This window comes from Kitasatospora sp. NPDC096128 (assembly GCF_040303105.1).
GTDB lineage: Bacteria > Actinomycetota > Actinomycetes > Streptomycetales > Streptomycetaceae > Kitasatospora.
This window is the reverse complement of sequence record NZ_JBEOSP010000074.1, coordinates 12458-28318: the sequence shown is the minus strand read 5'-3', so window position 1 is coordinate 28318 and position 15861 is coordinate 12458. Positions and strand designations below refer to the sequence as shown.

Genomic DNA, 15861 nt, shown 5'->3' with positions numbered 1-15861 from the left:
CGGTCTGAAAATCACCCGTCACGCCCCTCTCCGCACCCACCCCCTCCACCGCCCCCTCCCGCAGCGCGTCCCTCTCGCCTGGGGTGGGGAGGGGGCGGTGGGGGTGGGTGGGGTGGTGCGGGTTGGGGTGGTGCGGGGTGGGGTGCGGTCAGGGGAGGAGGTGGAGGTCGGTGAGGGGTTGGGTGGCGGTCTGGTGGAGGAGGAGGTGGTGGGGGCCGAGCCAGAGGGTGAGGTCGATCTGTTCGCCGGGGCGGGTGAGGGTGGCGGTGAGGTGGTCGGCGAAGGTGTCGAGTTCCTCGGGGGTGACCCGGTGGCCGGTGTAGCGGGCGGTGTGGTGGACGGGGAGGGCGGCGGCGCGGGCGGCGAGGGCGCGGGTGATGTCGTCGGGGCCCGGGGCGGGGGAGGTGGTGGGGGCGGCGGGGGTCGGGTGGAGGTTGGGGGTGAGGGTGGCCGGGAGGGTGGTGATGGTGGGGGTTTCGGCGGCCCAGCGGACGTGCAGGTCGACGGTCTCGGGCAGGTCGTCGGGGGCGGCCGTCCAGTAGCCGTCCGCGCCGTCGGCGTCGATGCCGAAGGCGGCCTCGGCCAGGCCGTGGCGGCGCAGCAGGGCGACGGTCTCGCGGGCGTGGGCGCGGAGCACCGCGTAGGTGTCCAGGGGGTACGGCTCGCGCCTGGCGGGGGAGAGCACCAGCCGGTGGTCGTAGGGGTGCTCGGCGGCCCGGCCGGGGCGGGGGCCGAGGCGGTCGGTGGGGTCGGTGGAGATGCGGACCCACATGGTGCTGCCGCCGTCGGGGGCGGTGGCCTCTCCCCAGAGTCCGCCGTCCGCCGGGTACCGGAGGCCGAGCAGGGTGGCCAGTTCGCCGGTGGTGGGGGCGAGGTCATCGGGCCAGCGCAGGTGGAGGACGGCGTCGACGGACACGGGGTGTTCCTGGGGGTGAGGAGGTGGGGAGATCGGATGCTACGGGTGCGGAAGATCGGCCTGCCAGCGGATTTCGCCGTCCACGGTGTGCGGGGTGGGGTGGAGGCCGAGAGCCTGGGCGGTGTGGGCGGAGGCGTGGTGGTCGGGGTGGATGTGGGCGACGGCGGTGGTGAGGCCGGCGGCGGTGAGGTGGGTGAGCAGGGTGCGGGCGGCCTCGGTGGCCAGGCCGCGGCGCTGCCACGGGGTGCCGACCACCCAGGCGAGTTCGGCCGCGGCGGCGGCGGGGTGGACGGTGGCCTGGACGTAGCCGGTCAGAGCGCCGTCGGCGCGCAGCCGCAGTACCCAGTTGCCCCAGGCCTCGGCGGGGTCGGGGGAGCCGGCGGCCAACCGGGCGCAGCGGGCGCGCCATTCGGCGGGGGTGGCCGGGTGGCCGCCGGTGAAGGTGTGCAGGGCGGGGTCGGCGAGGGCGGCGGCGAGTTCGTCGGCGTGCTCGGGGGTGAGGGGGAGGAGGTCGAGGCGTTCGCTGTGCAGGGGGGTGCGGGTGGCGGTGTGGAGGGTGGTGTCGGGGGCGCGGTCCATGGCGGTATTGAACAGGTGCGGCGCGGCGGTGCCGTGCGGCGGGCGGGAGGTCGGGTCGAATGGGGGCCACGTCAACACCGAGGAGGCCCACGTGCGGTACCTGGTCAGGGAGAAGCTGTTCGCGGTCGGCGACGACTACTGGATCGAGGACGACCGGGGGCACAAGGCCTACCTGGTGGACGGCAAGGTGCTGCGGGTGCGGCACACCTTCGAACTGAAGGACGCGCACGGGCGGGTGGTCGCGGTGGTGAAGGAGAAGATGCTCACCGTCCGCGACGCGATGAAGATCGAGGACGCCGACGGCGAGGTGGTCGCGACCGTACGGGAGAAGCTGTTCACCCCGTTCCGTGACAAGTACCTGGTGGAGCTGGCCTCCGGCGGCGAGCTCAGGATCCACGGCAACCTGATCGACAAGGACTACCGGGTCGAGAACCACCACGGCGACCAGCTCGCCCGGATCTCCCGCAAGTGGTTCCGGGTCCGTGACACCTACGGGGTGGAGGTCGCCGACGGCGCGGACACCGGGTTGCTGCTCGCGATCGCGGCCTGCGTCGACCACCTGGTGGCGGAGGAGCACTGAGTCACGGGGTGCCGCCCAGGACGTGCTCCGGCCCCGGGCACCCAGCGGGGCCGGCGCCGCGTTCAGGCGCCGTCCCGACCCGGCGCCGAGGACCTCACCGGGGTGGTCGACCTGCTGCGCCGGTGACGGCCGGCCGGTAACGTACCGGCATGACTGACCTTGAAGAACGCGCCAATGTCGTCGCGTCCGGCCCACGGCAGACCGGGGCGGGGGTGGGCGTCCGCCGACGCCGCGCCGCCGACCTCGCCGACTGCGTACGGGCCCTGGGCGACGTCCACGCCACCGACGGATACCCCGCCGAGTGGCCCGAACGGCCCGCCGCCTGGCTCACCCCGGACGGCCTGCTGGCCGCCTGGGTCGCCGAGGCGGACGGCCGGATCGCCGGCCACGTCGGTCTGATCCGCAGCGGACCCGGGGACCTGGCCCCCGGCCTGTGGAGCCTGCGCACCGGCGGCAGACCGGAACTCACCGCCCTGATCGGCCGCCTGTACGTCGCCCCGGCGGCCCGCGGCCTGGGCGCCGGCACCCGGCTGCTCGCCCACGCCGTGGTGCACGCCCGGACCCTCGGCCTGCACCCGGTGCTCGATGTGCTCGCCACCGACACCGCCGCCCTGGCGCTCTACCGGCGCCTCGGCTGGACCCTGCTCGGCAGCGGCGACCAGCGCTGGGACTCCGGGCGCACGGTCGTCGTCCACTGCTTCGCGGCCCCGCGGGGGTAGGGCCACCGGTCGGGCCCCGGTGCTCGGCGCCTGCGGCTCGGGTGGCCGGGCTGCAGGACGCTGGAGCGCAATGACCTCGACGCCTTGCTCCGGGCCGATGAAGTCGTCCGCGTGCCGGGTGTGGAGCGGCGGGCCGTGGGCGGCCGCCGTTGCCGCGATCACCAGATCCATGCGGCGAGGCCGGGGGTCGCGCTCGGCCCGGATGGTGAGCGCGGTCAGGGCGCCGAATCTCCTAGCTGTCTCGCGGTCGAACGGGAGCGCGGTGAACTCCGCCTCCACGTCCGCCAGCCGCTGTGCCCTGGCCAGCACCTGCACCGGGCCCTTGGCCATCGCGACGCCCTGGGCCGGGTGCGTTCCGCCACTTCCGCTGGATCCTCCCGTGGTGCTCGGTGCGGGTCAGGAGGCCGGGCGGTCGGGGAGGGGGCGGCGGCGGAGGGCGGGGGTGGTGAGGGACGGGGGCTGCCAGGCGCCGTCGGCGCGGTAGAGGTCGGTGCCGGGCGGGACGATGGCGTCGATGCGGTCCAGGGTGGCGTCGTCGAGGACCAGGTCTGCGGCGCCCAGGGCGGATTCGAGCTGCTCCATGGTGCGCGGGCCGAGGATCACCGAGGTGACGGCCGGGTGGGCCGGCGGGAAGGCGGTGGCCAGTTCGGGCAGGGTGCGGCCGAGGTCGGCGGCGAGGGCGGTGAAGGCCTCGACCGCGTCCAGCTTGGCGGCCGTGCCGGGCAGCGCCGGATCGAAGCGGCCCGGGTTGAGGGCGGCGCGGCCGGTGGTGAGGTCGATCGGGCGGTCCTTGCGGTAGCGGCCGGTGAGGAAGCCGCCGGCCAGCGGGCCCCAGGTCAGCGCGCCCATGCCGAGCCGCTGCACCACCGGCAGGACGTCCCGCTCGATGCCGCGGGCGAGCAGGGAGTAGGGCGGCTGCTCGGTGCGGAAGCGCGGCAGGGCGCGGCGCCCGGCGACGTGGTGGGCGTCGACGATCTGCTCGGCGGGGAAGGTCGAGCAGCCGAAGGCGAGGATCTTGCCGGCCCGGACCAGGTCGCCCAGGACGGCGAGGGTCTCCTCGATGTCCGTGGTGTGGTCCGGCCGGTGGACCTGGTAGAGGTCGATCCGGTCGGTGCGCAGCCGGCGCAGGCTCTCCTCGACCGCGCGGACGATCCAGCGCCGGGAGTTGCCGCCGCGGCCCGGGCCCTCGCCCATCGGGAAGTGCACCTTGGTGGCGAGCACGATGTCGTCCCGGTCGCCGCGGGCGGCCAGGGTCTTCCCGACGATCTCCTCGGACTCGCCGGCCGAGTAGATGTCGGCGGTGTCGACGAAGTTGATGCCCCGGTCGAGGGCGGTGTTGATGATCCGGGCGCAGTCGTCGTGGTCGGGGTTGCCGATGGCGCCGAACATCATCGTGCCGAGGCAGTAGGCGCTGACCTCGATGCCGGTGCCGCCGAGGGCGCGGTAACGCATGGGTGTACTCCCGTGGTTGGTGGGGTGGTGCGGGGTGGTGGCGGGACAGAGGCTAGGAGTTGGAGTGCGCTCCAAGGCAAGGGGATCCCCCGGGCGGGGGAGGGGGATGGTCATGCCGGGGGAGGCCGGGGCCGGGGCGGGCGGGTGAGCCTGGGGCCATGGTGATGAGGGAGTGGGTGGGGGACGGTCGGGCGGTGGTCGGCTGGGGGCTCGGGTACGCCGGGTTCGGGCTGGGCTGCGGGCTGAGCGGGACGGCTCTGTGGGGGACCGGCTGGGTCGGGTGGGTGGTCGCCGGGGTGGGGGTGGCGGCGGTCGGGGCCGGGTGGGCGGCGGGGCGGAGGCGGCCGGGGCGGGGGTTGACCGGGGTGTTGTGGCTGTTGTGCGGGCTGGCCGCGGTGGCGTCCTGGAGCCTGCTGATGGACGTGGTGACGCTGCTGTTCGGGCAGGCCGTGGACAGCGCTCCGGGCACGGTGCACAAGGCGTTGGCGGCGGGCGGGGCGTTGCTGTTGGCGGCTGCCGCCCGGGCCCGGGGGGCGGCGGTGGCTCGGACGGCATTCCGGGCGGCGCCCTCGGTGGCCCCGGCCGCCGTCCAACTCGCCGCCTGGGCAGGCACCTTGGCCTTTGCGCCGTACGTGGTGATGAAGCTGGTCTGGGCCCTGGGCGGCAGTTTCGCGGGGATCAGCGGCGACCAGATGTACGCCGACTACGTGCGCAACGGCTCCTCCGGGCTCTGGCTCGCCCTGGAGCGCTGGGGGCTGGACGGCACCGTGTTGCTGGCGGCGCTCGGGGTGTTCCTGCTGTGGGGGTTGGTGCGGCCGTGGGGGCAGGTGTTCCCGCGCTGGACCCTGTCGCTGCGCGGCCGGGCCGTGCCGCGTTGGCTGCCGCTCGCCCCGGCGCTGATCGGCGCGGTCACGCTGGCGCCGTACGGGCTGCTCGGGATCGGCTACCTGGTGCTGTGCACGGCCGGGGTGACCGGGATGCGGGTGGGTGCGCTGGGGACGCCGGAGCAGGCGATCCAGATCGGCTGGGTCGGGATGTGCGCGTTCGCCGGGTACGGGGTGGCGCTGGCGGTGGCCGCCCGGTCGTACTGGCGGCGGACCGGGGCGTGAAGGAGCGGGAGGGGGATGGGGTGGGGATGGGGGTGTTTGCTGAGATGGCAACAAAGCTTGCCGATACGGGATGGTCGGTCGCAGCCTGGCGGTGGAGGTGAGCGACGATGACCGAGAAGAACGGCGAGAACGGTACGGCGGGGCGCTACGACGCGGTGGTGGTCGGCGCCGGTGCGGCGGGACTGAACGCCGCCCTGGTGCTGGGCCGGGCCAGGCGACGGGTCGCGGTGGTGGACACGGGTGAGCCGCGCAACGCCCCCGCCGCCCACATGCAGGGCTTCCTGAGCCGGGACGGCATGCCCCCGGCCGCACTGCTCGCGGTCGGCCGGGAGGAGGTCGCCCGGTACGGGGTGGACCTGATCGACGGGCGGGTCGAACACGTCGAGCCCGCCGGACCGGCCGAACTCGGCTTCGTGGTCCACCTGGCAGGCGGACCGGTGCTGCACGCGCGCCGGGTCGTCGTCGCCACCGGGCTGCGGGACGGCCTGCCGGACCTGCCCGGGCTCGCCGAACGCTGGGGCCGGGATGTGCTGCACTGCCCGTACTGCCACGGCTGGGAGGTCCGCGACCGCCCGCTCGGGGTGCTCGGCACCGGCCCGGGCGCCGTCGGCCAGGCGCTGTTGCTGCGGCAGTGGTCGGCGGACGTGGTGCTGCTCGCGCACACCCTGGAACCGACCGCCGCCGAGCGTGAACGGCTCGCGGCGCGCGGCGTACGGGTGGTCGAGGGCCGGATCGTCCGGGTGGTCGCCGACGACGGGCGGCTGCGCGGCGTCGAACTCGACACCGGGCAGGTGGTCACCCGTGAGGCCGTCTTCGTCCTCCCGCAGCCGGTGCCCCGGGACGCGCTGCTCTTCGGCCTGGGCTGCGCCCGGGACGACAACGGCTGGGTCACCACCGACCGGACCGGGCGCACCGGCGTCCCCGGCGTCTGGGCCGTCGGCAACGTCGTCGACCCGCGCGCCCAGGTGATCGTCGCGGCCGGGATGGGCGCGGCCGCCGCCTTCGCCCTCGACCACGACCTGGTGGACGAGGAGATCGGACGGGCGGTCGCCCTGCGCCGCGCGTCCGGGCCGGTCCTGGCCGTCTGAGCGGGGAAGCTACCACCGACCTACCACTGGAGAGGGAACACAGCATGTCTGCACATGGGTACGGGCAGCAGCATCAGCACGGCCAGCAGCAGGACGGGCAGCACCGGCACGTTCAAGGGCACGTTCAAGGGCACGGGCACGTGCCCGCTGCCGATCTGGATTGGGACGCTCTCGCGGCGCACCTGGAACGGGAGGCCGATCTGCGGGCCGGGGCCGTCACCGCGGCCGGGCAGTGGCTGTCCGGGCTCGCCGGGGAGGGCGCGGTGCGCCGGGTGCTCGACGTCGGCGCCGGGCCCGGGGTGATCGCGGGGCTGCTCGCGGAGGTCTTCCCGGCGGCCGAGGTGGTCGCCGTGGACCAGTCGGCCGCCCTGCTGGAGCGTGCCCGGGCCCGCTCCGGCGGCCGGGTGGGCACCCAACAGGCCGATCTGCCCGAGGAGTTCGACAAGCTCGGCGAGGCCGACCTGATCTGGTCCGGCAACGCCATCCACCACCTCGGCGACCAGCAGGCCGCCCTCACCGCGCTGGCCGGACGGCTGCGGCCCGGCGGCCTGCTCGCCGTCGCGGAGAGCGGCCTGCCGCCGCGCTTCCTGCCCCGCGACTTCGGCCTCGGCCGACCCGGCTTCCAGGCCCGGCTGGACGCGGCCCACGAGGACGGCTTCGCCGCCATGCGGGCCGAACTGCCCGGCACCACCGAGGAGATCGAGGACTGGCCGGCCATGCTGCGGCGGGCCGGACTGGTGCCCAGCGGCACCCGGACCTTCCTGGTGGACCACCCGGCGCCGCTGGCCCCCTCCGTCCGGGAGTACCTGCACACCCAGCTCGTCCGGCGGCACGACCAGCTTGCCGAGGTGCTCGGCCCGGAGGACCGGGCGACGTTGGAGGCGCTGATCGACCGGGACGGGGGGACCGGGATCTTGCGGCGGGGGGATGCGTTCTACCTTTCGGCGATGACGGTGCACAGTGGGCGGCGGGGGTGAGGGGTTCCGCTGCGCGGGGCTGGGGTGTGGGGGTGGGCTCTCGGGAGGGCGGGTGGTGTCCGGCAGCCCCGGCTGCCTGCGCTGGGTGGCCGGGGAGACCGCGCCGTAGCGGGTTCAGCTCTCGGTGCCGCCGAACCGGGCCGTCCAGGCCGCCAGGTCCTCGTCGGTGATCTTCGCGAACAGCACCGGCGGCACGGTGAACGGCGTCCCGGCCGGGACGAGGTCCAGCGCCCGCGCCTGGTCCGCGGTGATCCAGCCACGGGTGTCCCCGTTCAGCGCGAAGGCGCCGCGCATCGCCGCCGCCGCGGTGGGGATGAACGGCTCGGACACCACCGCGTAAAGCTGGATCAGGTTCATCGCCGTCCGCAGGGTCAGCGCCGCCGCCTCCGGGTCGGTCTTCACCTGCAGCCAGGGCGCCTTCTCGTCCAGGTACGCGTTCCCGGCGCTCCACAGCGCGCGCAGTGCCTGCGCCGCCTTGCGGAAGTTGAGCGACTCCAGCTGGGTCTCGTACTCGGCCAGCAGGCCGGCGACCTGCTCGCCGAGCCGCTCCTCGGCCGCCCCGGCCCCGGCACCGGCCGGGACGTCGTCGCCGAAGCGCTTGCGGCTGAACGAGAGCACCCGGTTCACGAAGTTGCCGAGGGTGTCGGCGAGGTCCTTGTTGACCACCGAGGCGAAGAGGTCCCAGGTGAAGCTGGAGTCGTCCGACTCGGGGGCGTGCGCCATCAGGAAGTAGCGCCAGTAGTCGGCCGGCAGCAGCTCCAGCGCGACGTCGGTGAAGATGCCGCGCTTCTGGCTGGTGGAGAACTTCCCGCCGTAGTACGTCAGCCAGTTGAAGGCCTTGACGTAGTCGACCTTCTTCCACGGGCGGCGTGAGCCGAGGAGCGTCGCCGGGAACATCACGGTGTGGAAGGGGACGTTGTCCTTGGCCATGAACTCGGTGTAGCGGACGGTGTCGTCGGCCTCGTACCACCAGGACTTCCAGTCCCGCGGCTGCCCGGCGGGGGCGGCGTCCGCCCACTCCTTGGTGGCGCCGATGTACTCGATCGGGGCGTCGAACCAGACGTAGAACACCTTGCCCTCGGCGGCCAGTTCGGGCCACACGTCGGCCGGCACCGGGACGCCCCACTCCAGGTCACGGGTGATCGAGCGGTCCTGGAGGCCCTCGGTCAGCCACTTGCGGGCGATCGAGGAGGCCAGCACCGGCCAGTCGTCGCCGTGGGCGGCGATCCACCGCTCGACCTCCTCGGTCAGCTTCGACTGGAGCAGGAACAGGTGCCGGGTCTCCCGGACTTCGAGGTCGGAGCTGCCGCTGATCGCCGAGCGCGGCTCCAGCAGGTCGGTCGGGTCCAGCACCCGGGTGCAGTTCTCGCACTGGTCGCCGCGCGCCTTGTCGTAGCCGCAGTGCGGACAGGTGCCGACGATGTAGCGGTCCGGCAGGAAGCGCCCGTCGGCGTTGGAGTACACCTGGCGGATCGAGCGCTCCTCGATGAAGCCGTTGCGCTGCAGCTCGCGGGCGATCTCCTGGGTGATCTCGCGGTTCTGCGGCGAGGAGCTGCGGCCGAAGTGGTCGAAGGACAGCCCGAAGCCGTCGTACACCGCCTTCTGGGCGTGGTGCGCCCGGGCGCAGAAATCGGCGACCGGCAGTCCGGCCTCCTGGGCGGCCAGTTCGGCGGGCGTGCCGTGCTCGTCGGTGCCGCAGATGAACAGCACCTCGTGGCCGCGCCGGCGCAGGTAGCGGGAGTAGACGTCCGCCGGGAGCATCGACCCGACCATGTTGCCCAGGTGCTTGATCCCGTTGATGTACGGAAGGGCGCTGGTGATCAGGTGCCGAGCCATCCTCGGATGCTCCGAATTCTCCCGCACGCGCACCCCACCCGGAGTGCGGTGCCAGGCGCAGGGGTCCACTGTGGGCTGTCAAGCCTACCGCCGGGCGTCAGGCTGCCGGGGCTGCGGCGGGGGCGCGGCCGCTTCACGGACGGGTGAAGTCGGCGTACCGGTCGAACTCCCCGGCCTTCACCCCGCGGACGAACGCGGCCCACTTGCGCGGTGTCGTCCGCACGACCACCTCGGGCAGGTCCGACTCGCGGATCTCCACCTGCCCGCCCATCGCTCTGACCTCGACGCAGTCGGTGCTCTCACCGCTGGCCGACGCCTTGCGCCAAACGTTCATGCAAAATCTTTCAGTAAGGCCCGGATGAAGTCCCGGGACTCGTCCGTCCCGAGCGCGATCGCCGCGGTCCTCTCCTTGATCCGCCGGTAGGAAGCCAGTTCCGCTTCGGAGTGCACGAACTTCGGCCCGTGTTCGAGGTCGATCTGGACGGTGTCGAGCTCGGGAACGGGCCCGCGGGCGAGATACAGGCTCTCCCCGCCCGCGGTGTAGGTGGGGACGCTGAACGGGATCACCCGGATCTCCAGGCCCGGCCGCTCGGAGTTCTCCAGCAGGTTCACCAACTGCGCGCGCAGGACCTCCGGTCCGCCGAACTGCATCCGCAGCGCGGATTCGTGCAGGATCGCGCTGTACGGCTTCGGGCGGTCGACGAAGAGCTGCTGGCGGCGAATCCGGAATGCCTTCCGCACCTCCGCCTCCTGCCGGTGCTGCGGGGGCAGGCGCTCGAACACCGCGGCCGCGTAGTCCGGGGTCTGCAGCAGTCCGGGGATGAAGGTGCTGTTCAGGATGGAGAGCGAGTCGGCGTGGTGCTCCATCTCCGCGATGTCGACGATCCCGCTGGGCATCCGCCCCCGGTAGCCGTCCCACCAGTACTTCCGGCGGTCCTGGGTCATCGCCAGCAGGGCGTCCAGGTAAGGGCCTTCGAGACAGCCGCAGGTGCGCGCCCAGGTCCGGAGCCGCTCGGCGCTGATGCCCGACTTCCCGTTCTCCATCTGGGAGATCTTGGGCAGGTCGGTGCCGATGGTGGCGGCCAGGCTCTTGGGCGTCACGCCCACGCGTTCGCGCATCTTGCGCAGCTCGATCCCCAGGCGCTGCTGGCGCACGGTCGGCGACAAGCGGGGTGGCATGACTCTCTTCTCCGGATCGCGGCTACGGTCGATGCTTCCGGTGAAGTGTGCCGTGCACACCGGGCCCTAGCCAGCGAATTGGGGGATACCCCACGATGGAGTGAACGTCCAGTGCCTCAGTAGCAACTCTGGCACCCTGACTCTAGGGTCATCCGTGTCACTCGCTGACTTGTTGTCCCCTAAACAGTCGCCAAGTCGCCTATCGGCCCTGCCAATCAGCAGTCAATGCGCACCAGAGGGCACGGTCAGGGCGTTCGGCATCACCGACCGGAGACAGCCGTGCCCCTTCCTCCCCCTCCCCACCCCCCGCAACCGAACCCCCACCTTCCCCAGCGCATTTCCGCATCCCGGTGAATGCCCTTCTGGTCGCCGGATTGTCCGCCCTCCTCCTCGCCGTCCTATTCGTCGGCTGGCTGGTCTGGCTGGTCAATATGCAACCCCGGGAACTCCGGCCGAGAAAACGCGAGTTCGTCCCCCGCCATTCCGCCCCCGCCGACCCCGAATAACCGCCCGCCGGGATCGGCGCCGGCCGTCAGCCCCGCGAAAGGCGGTCCGTCAGGCGGGACTTGGCGGGCGGCCACTCGTCGGCGAGCATCGAGAAGTAGGCGCTGTCGCGCCAGGTGCCGGTGGGGCGGAGGCGGTGGCGGCGCAGGACGCCCTCGAACTGGGCGCCGAGGCGCTGGATGGCGTTGCGGGAGCGCTCGTTGAGGGCGTCGGTCTTCCAGAAGACGCGGCCCATGCCGAGGTCCTCGAAGGCGTGGGTGAGCAGCAGCAGCTTGGCCTCGGTGTTCACGGCGGTCCGCCAGACCGAGCGGGCGTACAGGGTGCCGCCGATCTCGACGGACTCGTCCTCGGCGCTGAAGTCGTGGTAGCCGGTGATGCCGACGGCGGTGCCGCCGGCGAGCTCGACGGCGGCGAAGTACACGCACTCGCCCGCGGCCGCCTCGGCGATGCGGCTGTCGAGGATCCGGCCGAGCTCGTCCTCCGAGGCGGGCGGGAGGGACATGGTCCAGCGCCAGACCTCGGGGTCGGGGCCGACGGCGGCCCAGAGGTCGGCGAGGTGGCGGCGCTCCAGCGGCTCCAGGCGGATGTGGCGGCCGGTGAGGGTGACGGGGACGGGCAGCTTCGCGGTCATGCCCCCGAACGTAGCGCGGCTCTGCACTAGATGCAATGGATTTATGAATTAGTGCAAAAGTGGAAGGGCAGACGAAAGGCCCTGCGGGACGCGAACGTCCCGCAGGGCCCTCGAAGGCGGTCGGCCGGTGGCCGGGCAGCGCTCAGGCTCAGATGAACGAGTTGATCTGAATCGTCTCGTCCCGGCCCGGGCCGACGCCGATGGCGGAGATCGGCGCGCCGGACATCTCCTCCAGCGCCTTCACGTAGGCCTGGGCGTTCTTCGGCAGTTCGGCGAAGGTCTTCGCCTTGCTGATGTCCTCGGTCCAGCCCGGCAGCGTCTCGTAGATCGGCTTGGCGTGGTGGAAGTCCGACTGGTTGTAGGGGAGTTCCTCGACCCGGCGGCCGTCGATCTCGTACGCGACGCAGACCGGGATCTGCTCCCAGCCGGTCAGCACGTCGAGCTTGGTGAGGAAGAAGTCGGTGAGGCCGTTGACCCGGGTCGCGTAGCGCGCGATGACGGCGTCGAACCAGCCGCAGCGGCGGTCGCGGCCGGTGGTGACACCGCGCTCGCCGCCGATCCGGCGCAGCGCCTCGCCGTCCTCGTCGAGCAGCTCGGTCGGGAACGGGCCGGAGCCGACGCGGGTGGTGTAGGCCTTCAGGATGCCGATGACCCGGTCGATCTTGGTGGGGCCGATGCCGGCGCCGGTGCAGGCGCCGCCCGCGGTCGGGTTCGACGAGGTCACGAAGGGGTACGTGCCGTGGTCGACGTCGAGCAGGGTGCCCTGGCCGCCCTCCAGCAGGACGACCTTGTTCGCCTTGAGGGCCTCGTCCAGGACGAGGGTGGTGTCGGCGAGGAAGGGCCTGATCTTCTCCGCGTAGCCCAGGTACTCCTCGACCACCAGGTCGGCCGGGATGGCGCGGCGGTTGTAGAGCTTGACCAGGATCTGGTTCTTGTCGTGCAGCGCCGCCTCGATCTTCTGGCGCAGGATCGACTCGTCGAACAGGTCCTGGACGCGGATGCCGACGCGGTTGATCTTGTCCGCGTAGGTCGGGCCGATGCCGCGGCCGGTGGTGCCGATCCGGCGCTTGCCGAGGAAGCGCTCGGCGACCTTGTCGATGGTGCGGTGGTACGGCGTGATCAGGTGGGCGTTGCCCGAGATCAGCAGCTTGGAGGTGTCGATGCCGCGGTCGTTCAGGCCGCTGAGCTCGGAGAGCAGCACGCCCGGGTCGATCACGACGCCGTTGCCGATGACCGGCGTCACGTTCGGGCTGAGGATGCCGGAGGGGAGCAGGTGCAGGGCGTACTTCTGGTCGCCGATGACCACCGTGTGACCGGCGTTGTTGCCGCCCTGGTAGCGGACGACGTAGTCGACGGAGCCGCCGAGGAGGTCGGTGGCCTTCCCCTTGCCCTCGTCCCCCCACTGAGCGCCAACGAGCACGAGTGCCGGCACAGGCGTACACCCCTTCCGGTTGGGGCATCCTGCGTAGGCCGCAGTCTGCCCCGAGATAGACGAAGCCCCTGGCGCAATGGCGCAAGGGGCTCTTGCACCGAGAGATTACCTGAGGAAGGACCGGTCGTGTCGTCCCTGTCCACGCCTGGAACCGGCGGTCCTGAGCCCCTTCTGCTGCTGCTCGACCCGGTGGCCCGGCAGACCGACGGGGAGTCGGTGCGGATCGCGAAGGACGTGCTGTGCGGAGGTGCGGACGTCAAGGTGGCCTATCCGGACAACCCGACCGAGCTCGATCGGATGCTTTCGCACCGGGGTCGGCGGCGACCGGTGGTGATCGGTTCCGACCTCGCGCTGCAGCGGGTGCTGCAAGCCCTGCACCGCCAGCGTGAGCTGGGCGCGGATCCGGTGGGCATGGTTCCGGTCGGCCGGGCGGAGGAGCTGGCGACGGCCCGTGCGCTGGGCGTGCCGGGGGAGCCGGTGCGGGCGGCGCGGGCGGTGCTGTCGGGGGCGCCGCGCACCTTCGACCTGCTGGTGGACGACGGTGGCGGGGTGGCGCTCGGCGGGGTGCGGATCACCGGCGGCGGTGCGCGCCGCCCGGGGGGCCGTCCGGGTGGATGGCGTTCGCTATGGGCGAAACTGGCTGCGGCCGAGCAGGCGAACGCACTCACCTCCGACGCGGTCGACCACAGCCCCCGGGTCCGGGTGGAGGCGGACGGCCGGCTGCTGGCCGACGTGCACCGTCCGGTCCGGCTGGTGGAGCTGACCCTCACCGGCGCCGGGTGCTCCGGCGCGGACGGCGCGGGCGTGCTGGAGGTGGTGGTCCGCGCGTCCGGCGCGCTGGTGCGGGCGCGGGCGGCCAGCGTCTCGGTGGTCGGGCGCGGCTTCGGCTACGAGGCGGACGGCCATCCGGTCGGCCCGGTCCGCGCCCGGACCTGGACGGTGCACCCGGGCGCCTGGGGCCTGCTGCTGCCCGCCGCGTGACCTCCGGATGGCTGGGCGGACGGCCTCGTAGGGCGGGTGAGCAGGCTCACGTTCCGGGCCGCCCGGCGACCACCGTTCCGTACGCGGAAAGCCCCAACGGGCGCGAACCGCAAGGCCAACCGCCGTCCGCCGGAATTCCCCCACCCGAATTCCCCGCCCCGTAAGGGGTTTTGTCTACGCGCGTTACTCCGCGATCGCCGGTCGAAGCGGACCTCCCGGGTTCCGGAAGCCCTGGTCAACTGCCCTAGACTCGAAGGCGTGCCACGTGGTGACGGAAGACTCAACCACGATCTTCTTCCCGGTGAGAAAGGCCCCCAGGACGCTTGTGGCGTCTTCGGTGTCTGGGCTCCCGGCGAGGAGGTCGCCAAGCTCACGTTCTTCGGCCTTTACGCCCTGCAGCACCGCGGTCAGGAATCCGCGGGCATCGCAGTGAGCAACGGCTCCCAGATTCTCGTCTTCAAGGACATGGGACTCGTCTCCCAGGTCTTCGACGAGGCCTCCCTGGGGTCGTTGCACGGGCATATCGCCGTCGGACACGCCCGCTACTCGACCACCGGTTCCTCGGTCTGGGAGAACGCCCAGCCGACCTTCCGGGCGACCGTCCACGGTTCGCTGGCCCTCGGGCACAACGGAAACCTGGTGAACACCGCCGAACTGGCGGCCATGGTCGCCGAACTGCCCGGCGAGGAGCACGTCTCGCGCTCCGGCCGGACCGCGGCGACCAACGACACCGACCTGGTGACCGCCCTGTTGGCCGGCCACCCGGACCTCTCCATCGAGGAGACGGCCAAGGTCGTGCTGCCCGCGGTCAAGGGCGCCTTCTCGCTCGTCTTCATGGACGAGCACACCCTCTACGCCGCCCGCGACCCGCAGGGCATCCGCCCGCTGGTGCTCGGCCGGCTGGAACGCGGCTGGGTGGTCGCCTCCGAGACGGCGGCGCTGGACATCTGCGGCGCCTCCTTCATCCGCGAGGTCGAGCCCGGCGAGCTGATCGCCATCGACGAGAACGGCATGCGCACCTCGCGCTTCGCCGAGGCCAAGCCCAAGGGCTGCGTCTTCGAGTACGTCTACCTGGCCCGCCCCGACACCTCCATCGCCGGCCGCAACGTGCACCTCTCCCGCGTGGAGATGGGCCGCCGGCTGGCCAAGGAGGCCCCGGTCGAGGCCGACCTGGTGATAGCGACGCCCGAGTCCGGCACCCCCGCCGCGATCGGCTACGCCGAGGCCAGCGGCATCCCGTACGGCTCCGGCCTGGTGAAGAACGCCTACGTGGGCCGCACCTTCATCCAGCCCAGCCAGACGATCCGCCAGCTCGGCATCCGGCTCAAGCTGAACCCGCTGCGCGAGGTCATCGCCGGCAAGCGCCTGGTGGTGGTGGACGACTCGATCGTCCGCGGCAACACCCAGCGCGCGCTGGTGAAGATGCTGCGCGAGGCGGGCGCCGCCGAGGTGCACATCCGGATCTCCTCGCCGCCGGTGAAGTGGCCCTGCTTCTTCGGCATCGACTTCGCCACCCGCGCGGAGCTGATCGCCAACGGCATGACCATCGAGGAGATCGGCCGTACGCTCGGCGCCGACTCGCTCTCGTACATCTCGATCGACGGCATGATCGAGGCCACCAAGCAGCCCAAGGACAAGCTCTGCCGGGCCTGTTTCGACGGCGAGTACCCGATGGAGCTGCCGGACCCGGCGCTGCTCGGCAAGCTCCTGCTGGAGGCCGAGATCAAGGGCGGCCAGCAGCAGCCGGCCGTCCGCGGCAAGCCGACCAGCGGCAGCGACCTGGACGGCGTCCAGTCGCTGCTCGGCGGGGCGGGCGCGGCCGACGCGCTGCGCCGCCCGTAGCGAATCCACGGTGGGGTCCCGCGAACCGGGGCCCCA

At 72.6% G+C, this 15861-nt stretch carries 15 protein-coding genes; 7 read left to right on the top strand and 8 right to left on the bottom strand.

Annotation, left to right across the window (positions count from 1 at the left end):
* Positions 1-148: 148 nt before the first annotated feature.
* Both ABTY61_RS39930 and ABTY61_RS39925 read right to left on the bottom strand, forming a co-directional pair.
* The gene (locus ABTY61_RS39930; protein ID WP_350510141.1) at positions 149-916 is read right to left on the bottom strand and encodes a hypothetical protein; all 768 of its coding nucleotides are present in this window, start codon (positions 914-916) and stop codon (positions 149-151) included.
* A gap of 39 nt (positions 917-955) precedes the next feature.
* Positions 956-1495: a GNAT family N-acetyltransferase gene (locus ABTY61_RS39925; RefSeq protein WP_350510140.1), complete on the bottom strand. Its 540-nt coding sequence runs from the start codon at positions 1493-1495 to the stop codon at positions 956-958.
* A 91-nt stretch (positions 1496-1586) separates the two neighbouring features.
* Here ABTY61_RS39925 and ABTY61_RS39920 point away from each other — a divergent pair, with 91 nt between their 5' ends.
* Together ABTY61_RS39920 and ABTY61_RS39915 are read left to right on the top strand one after the other, a co-directional pair.
* Positions 1587-2075, top strand: coding sequence for an LURP-one-related/scramblase family protein (locus tag ABTY61_RS39920; RefSeq protein ID WP_350510139.1), 489 nt, complete (start codon positions 1587-1589; stop codon positions 2073-2075).
* Between the two features lie 149 nt (positions 2076-2224).
* On the top strand, positions 2225-2794 hold the full coding sequence (locus tag ABTY61_RS39915; protein WP_350510138.1) for a GNAT family N-acetyltransferase: 570 nt from the start codon (positions 2225-2227) through the stop codon (positions 2792-2794).
* Between the two features lie 396 nt (positions 2795-3190).
* On the opposite strand, the gene ABTY61_RS39910 is transcribed toward ABTY61_RS39915, so the two are convergent.
* Positions 3191-4246: an aldo/keto reductase gene (locus ABTY61_RS39910; RefSeq protein WP_350510137.1), complete on the bottom strand. Its 1056-nt coding sequence runs from the start codon at positions 4244-4246 to the stop codon at positions 3191-3193.
* A gap of 158 nt (positions 4247-4404) precedes the next feature.
* On the opposite strand from ABTY61_RS39910, the gene ABTY61_RS39905 reads away from it, so the two are divergent.
* The 3 genes from ABTY61_RS39905 to ABTY61_RS39895 all read left to right on the top strand — a co-directional run bounded on the left by ABTY61_RS39905 (position 4405) and on the right by ABTY61_RS39895 (position 7420).
* A complete protein-coding gene (locus ABTY61_RS39905; RefSeq protein WP_350510136.1) occupies positions 4405-5355 on the top strand; it encodes a hypothetical protein in 951 nt (316 codons plus the stop codon).
* 107 nt (positions 5356-5462) lie between these two features.
* A complete protein-coding gene (locus ABTY61_RS39900) occupies positions 5463-6443 on the top strand; it encodes an NAD(P)/FAD-dependent oxidoreductase (RefSeq protein WP_350510135.1) in 981 nt (326 codons plus the stop codon).
* A 44-nt stretch (positions 6444-6487) separates the two neighbouring features.
* Positions 6488-7420, top strand: coding sequence for a class I SAM-dependent methyltransferase (locus ABTY61_RS39895; RefSeq protein WP_350510134.1), 933 nt, complete (start codon positions 6488-6490; stop codon positions 7418-7420).
* 114 nt (positions 7421-7534) lie between these two features.
* On the opposite strand, the gene metG is transcribed toward ABTY61_RS39895, so the two are convergent.
* The 5 genes from metG to ABTY61_RS39870 all read right to left on the bottom strand — a co-directional run bounded on the left by metG (position 7535) and on the right by ABTY61_RS39870 (position 13002).
* The gene (metG, locus tag ABTY61_RS39890) at positions 7535-9256 is read right to left on the bottom strand and encodes a methionine--tRNA ligase (RefSeq protein WP_350510133.1); all 1722 of its coding nucleotides are present in this window, start codon (positions 9254-9256) and stop codon (positions 7535-7537) included.
* 133 nt (positions 9257-9389) lie between these two features.
* The gene (locus ABTY61_RS39885) at positions 9390-9590 is read right to left on the bottom strand and encodes a DUF397 domain-containing protein (RefSeq protein ID WP_350510132.1); all 201 of its coding nucleotides are present in this window, start codon (positions 9588-9590) and stop codon (positions 9390-9392) included.
* A complete protein-coding gene (locus tag ABTY61_RS39880; RefSeq protein WP_350510131.1) occupies positions 9587-10435 on the bottom strand; it encodes a helix-turn-helix domain-containing protein in 849 nt (282 codons plus the stop codon). Before ABTY61_RS39880 ends, ABTY61_RS39885 begins: the two co-directional genes overlap by 4 nt.
* A gap of 532 nt (positions 10436-10967) precedes the next feature.
* Entirely contained in the window at positions 10968-11570 is a 603-nt protein-coding gene (locus ABTY61_RS39875) for a GNAT family N-acetyltransferase (RefSeq protein WP_350510130.1), read from the bottom strand.
* Between the two features lie 148 nt (positions 11571-11718).
* The gene (locus ABTY61_RS39870; RefSeq protein ID WP_350510129.1) at positions 11719-13002 is read right to left on the bottom strand and encodes an adenylosuccinate synthase; all 1284 of its coding nucleotides are present in this window, start codon (positions 13000-13002) and stop codon (positions 11719-11721) included.
* Positions 13003-13128: 126 nt separating this feature from the next.
* On the opposite strand from ABTY61_RS39870, the gene ABTY61_RS39865 reads away from it, so the two are divergent.
* Positions 13129-13983, top strand: coding sequence for a diacylglycerol kinase family protein (locus ABTY61_RS39865; protein ID WP_350510128.1), 855 nt, complete (start codon positions 13129-13131; stop codon positions 13981-13983).
* 258 nt (positions 13984-14241) lie between these two features.
* A complete protein-coding gene (gene purF, locus ABTY61_RS39860) occupies positions 14242-15825 on the top strand; it encodes an amidophosphoribosyltransferase (RefSeq protein WP_350510127.1) in 1584 nt (527 codons plus the stop codon).
* Positions 15826-15861: the final 36 nt, after the last annotated feature.

Coding starts and splice junctions, on each gene's coding strand:
- ABTY61_RS39900 (WP_350510135.1), top strand. CDS start 5,463: ATGACCGAGAAGAACGGCGAGAACGGTACGGCGGGGCGCTACGACGCG.
- ABTY61_RS39905 (WP_350510136.1), top strand. CDS start 4,405: ATGGTGATGAGGGAGTGGGTGGGGGACGGTCGGGCGGTGGTCGGCTGG.
- ABTY61_RS39880 (WP_350510131.1), bottom strand. CDS start 10,435: ATGCCACCCCGCTTGTCGCCGACCGTGCGCCAGCAGCGCCTGGGGATC.
- ABTY61_RS39910 (WP_350510137.1), bottom strand. CDS start 4,246: ATGCGTTACCGCGCCCTCGGCGGCACCGGCATCGAGGTCAGCGCCTAC.
- metG (WP_350510133.1), bottom strand. CDS start 9,256: ATGGCTCGGCACCTGATCACCAGCGCCCTTCCGTACATCAACGGGATC.
- ABTY61_RS39915 (WP_350510138.1), top strand. CDS start 2,225: ATGACTGACCTTGAAGAACGCGCCAATGTCGTCGCGTCCGGCCCACGG.
- ABTY61_RS39875 (WP_350510130.1), bottom strand. CDS start 11,570: ATGACCGCGAAGCTGCCCGTCCCCGTCACCCTCACCGGCCGCCACATC.
- ABTY61_RS39885 (WP_350510132.1), bottom strand. CDS start 9,590: ATGAACGTTTGGCGCAAGGCGTCGGCCAGCGGTGAGAGCACCGACTGC.
- ABTY61_RS39895 (WP_350510134.1), top strand. CDS start 6,488: ATGTCTGCACATGGGTACGGGCAGCAGCATCAGCACGGCCAGCAGCAG.
- ABTY61_RS39925 (WP_350510140.1), bottom strand. CDS start 1,495: ATGGACCGCGCCCCCGACACCACCCTCCACACCGCCACCCGCACCCCC.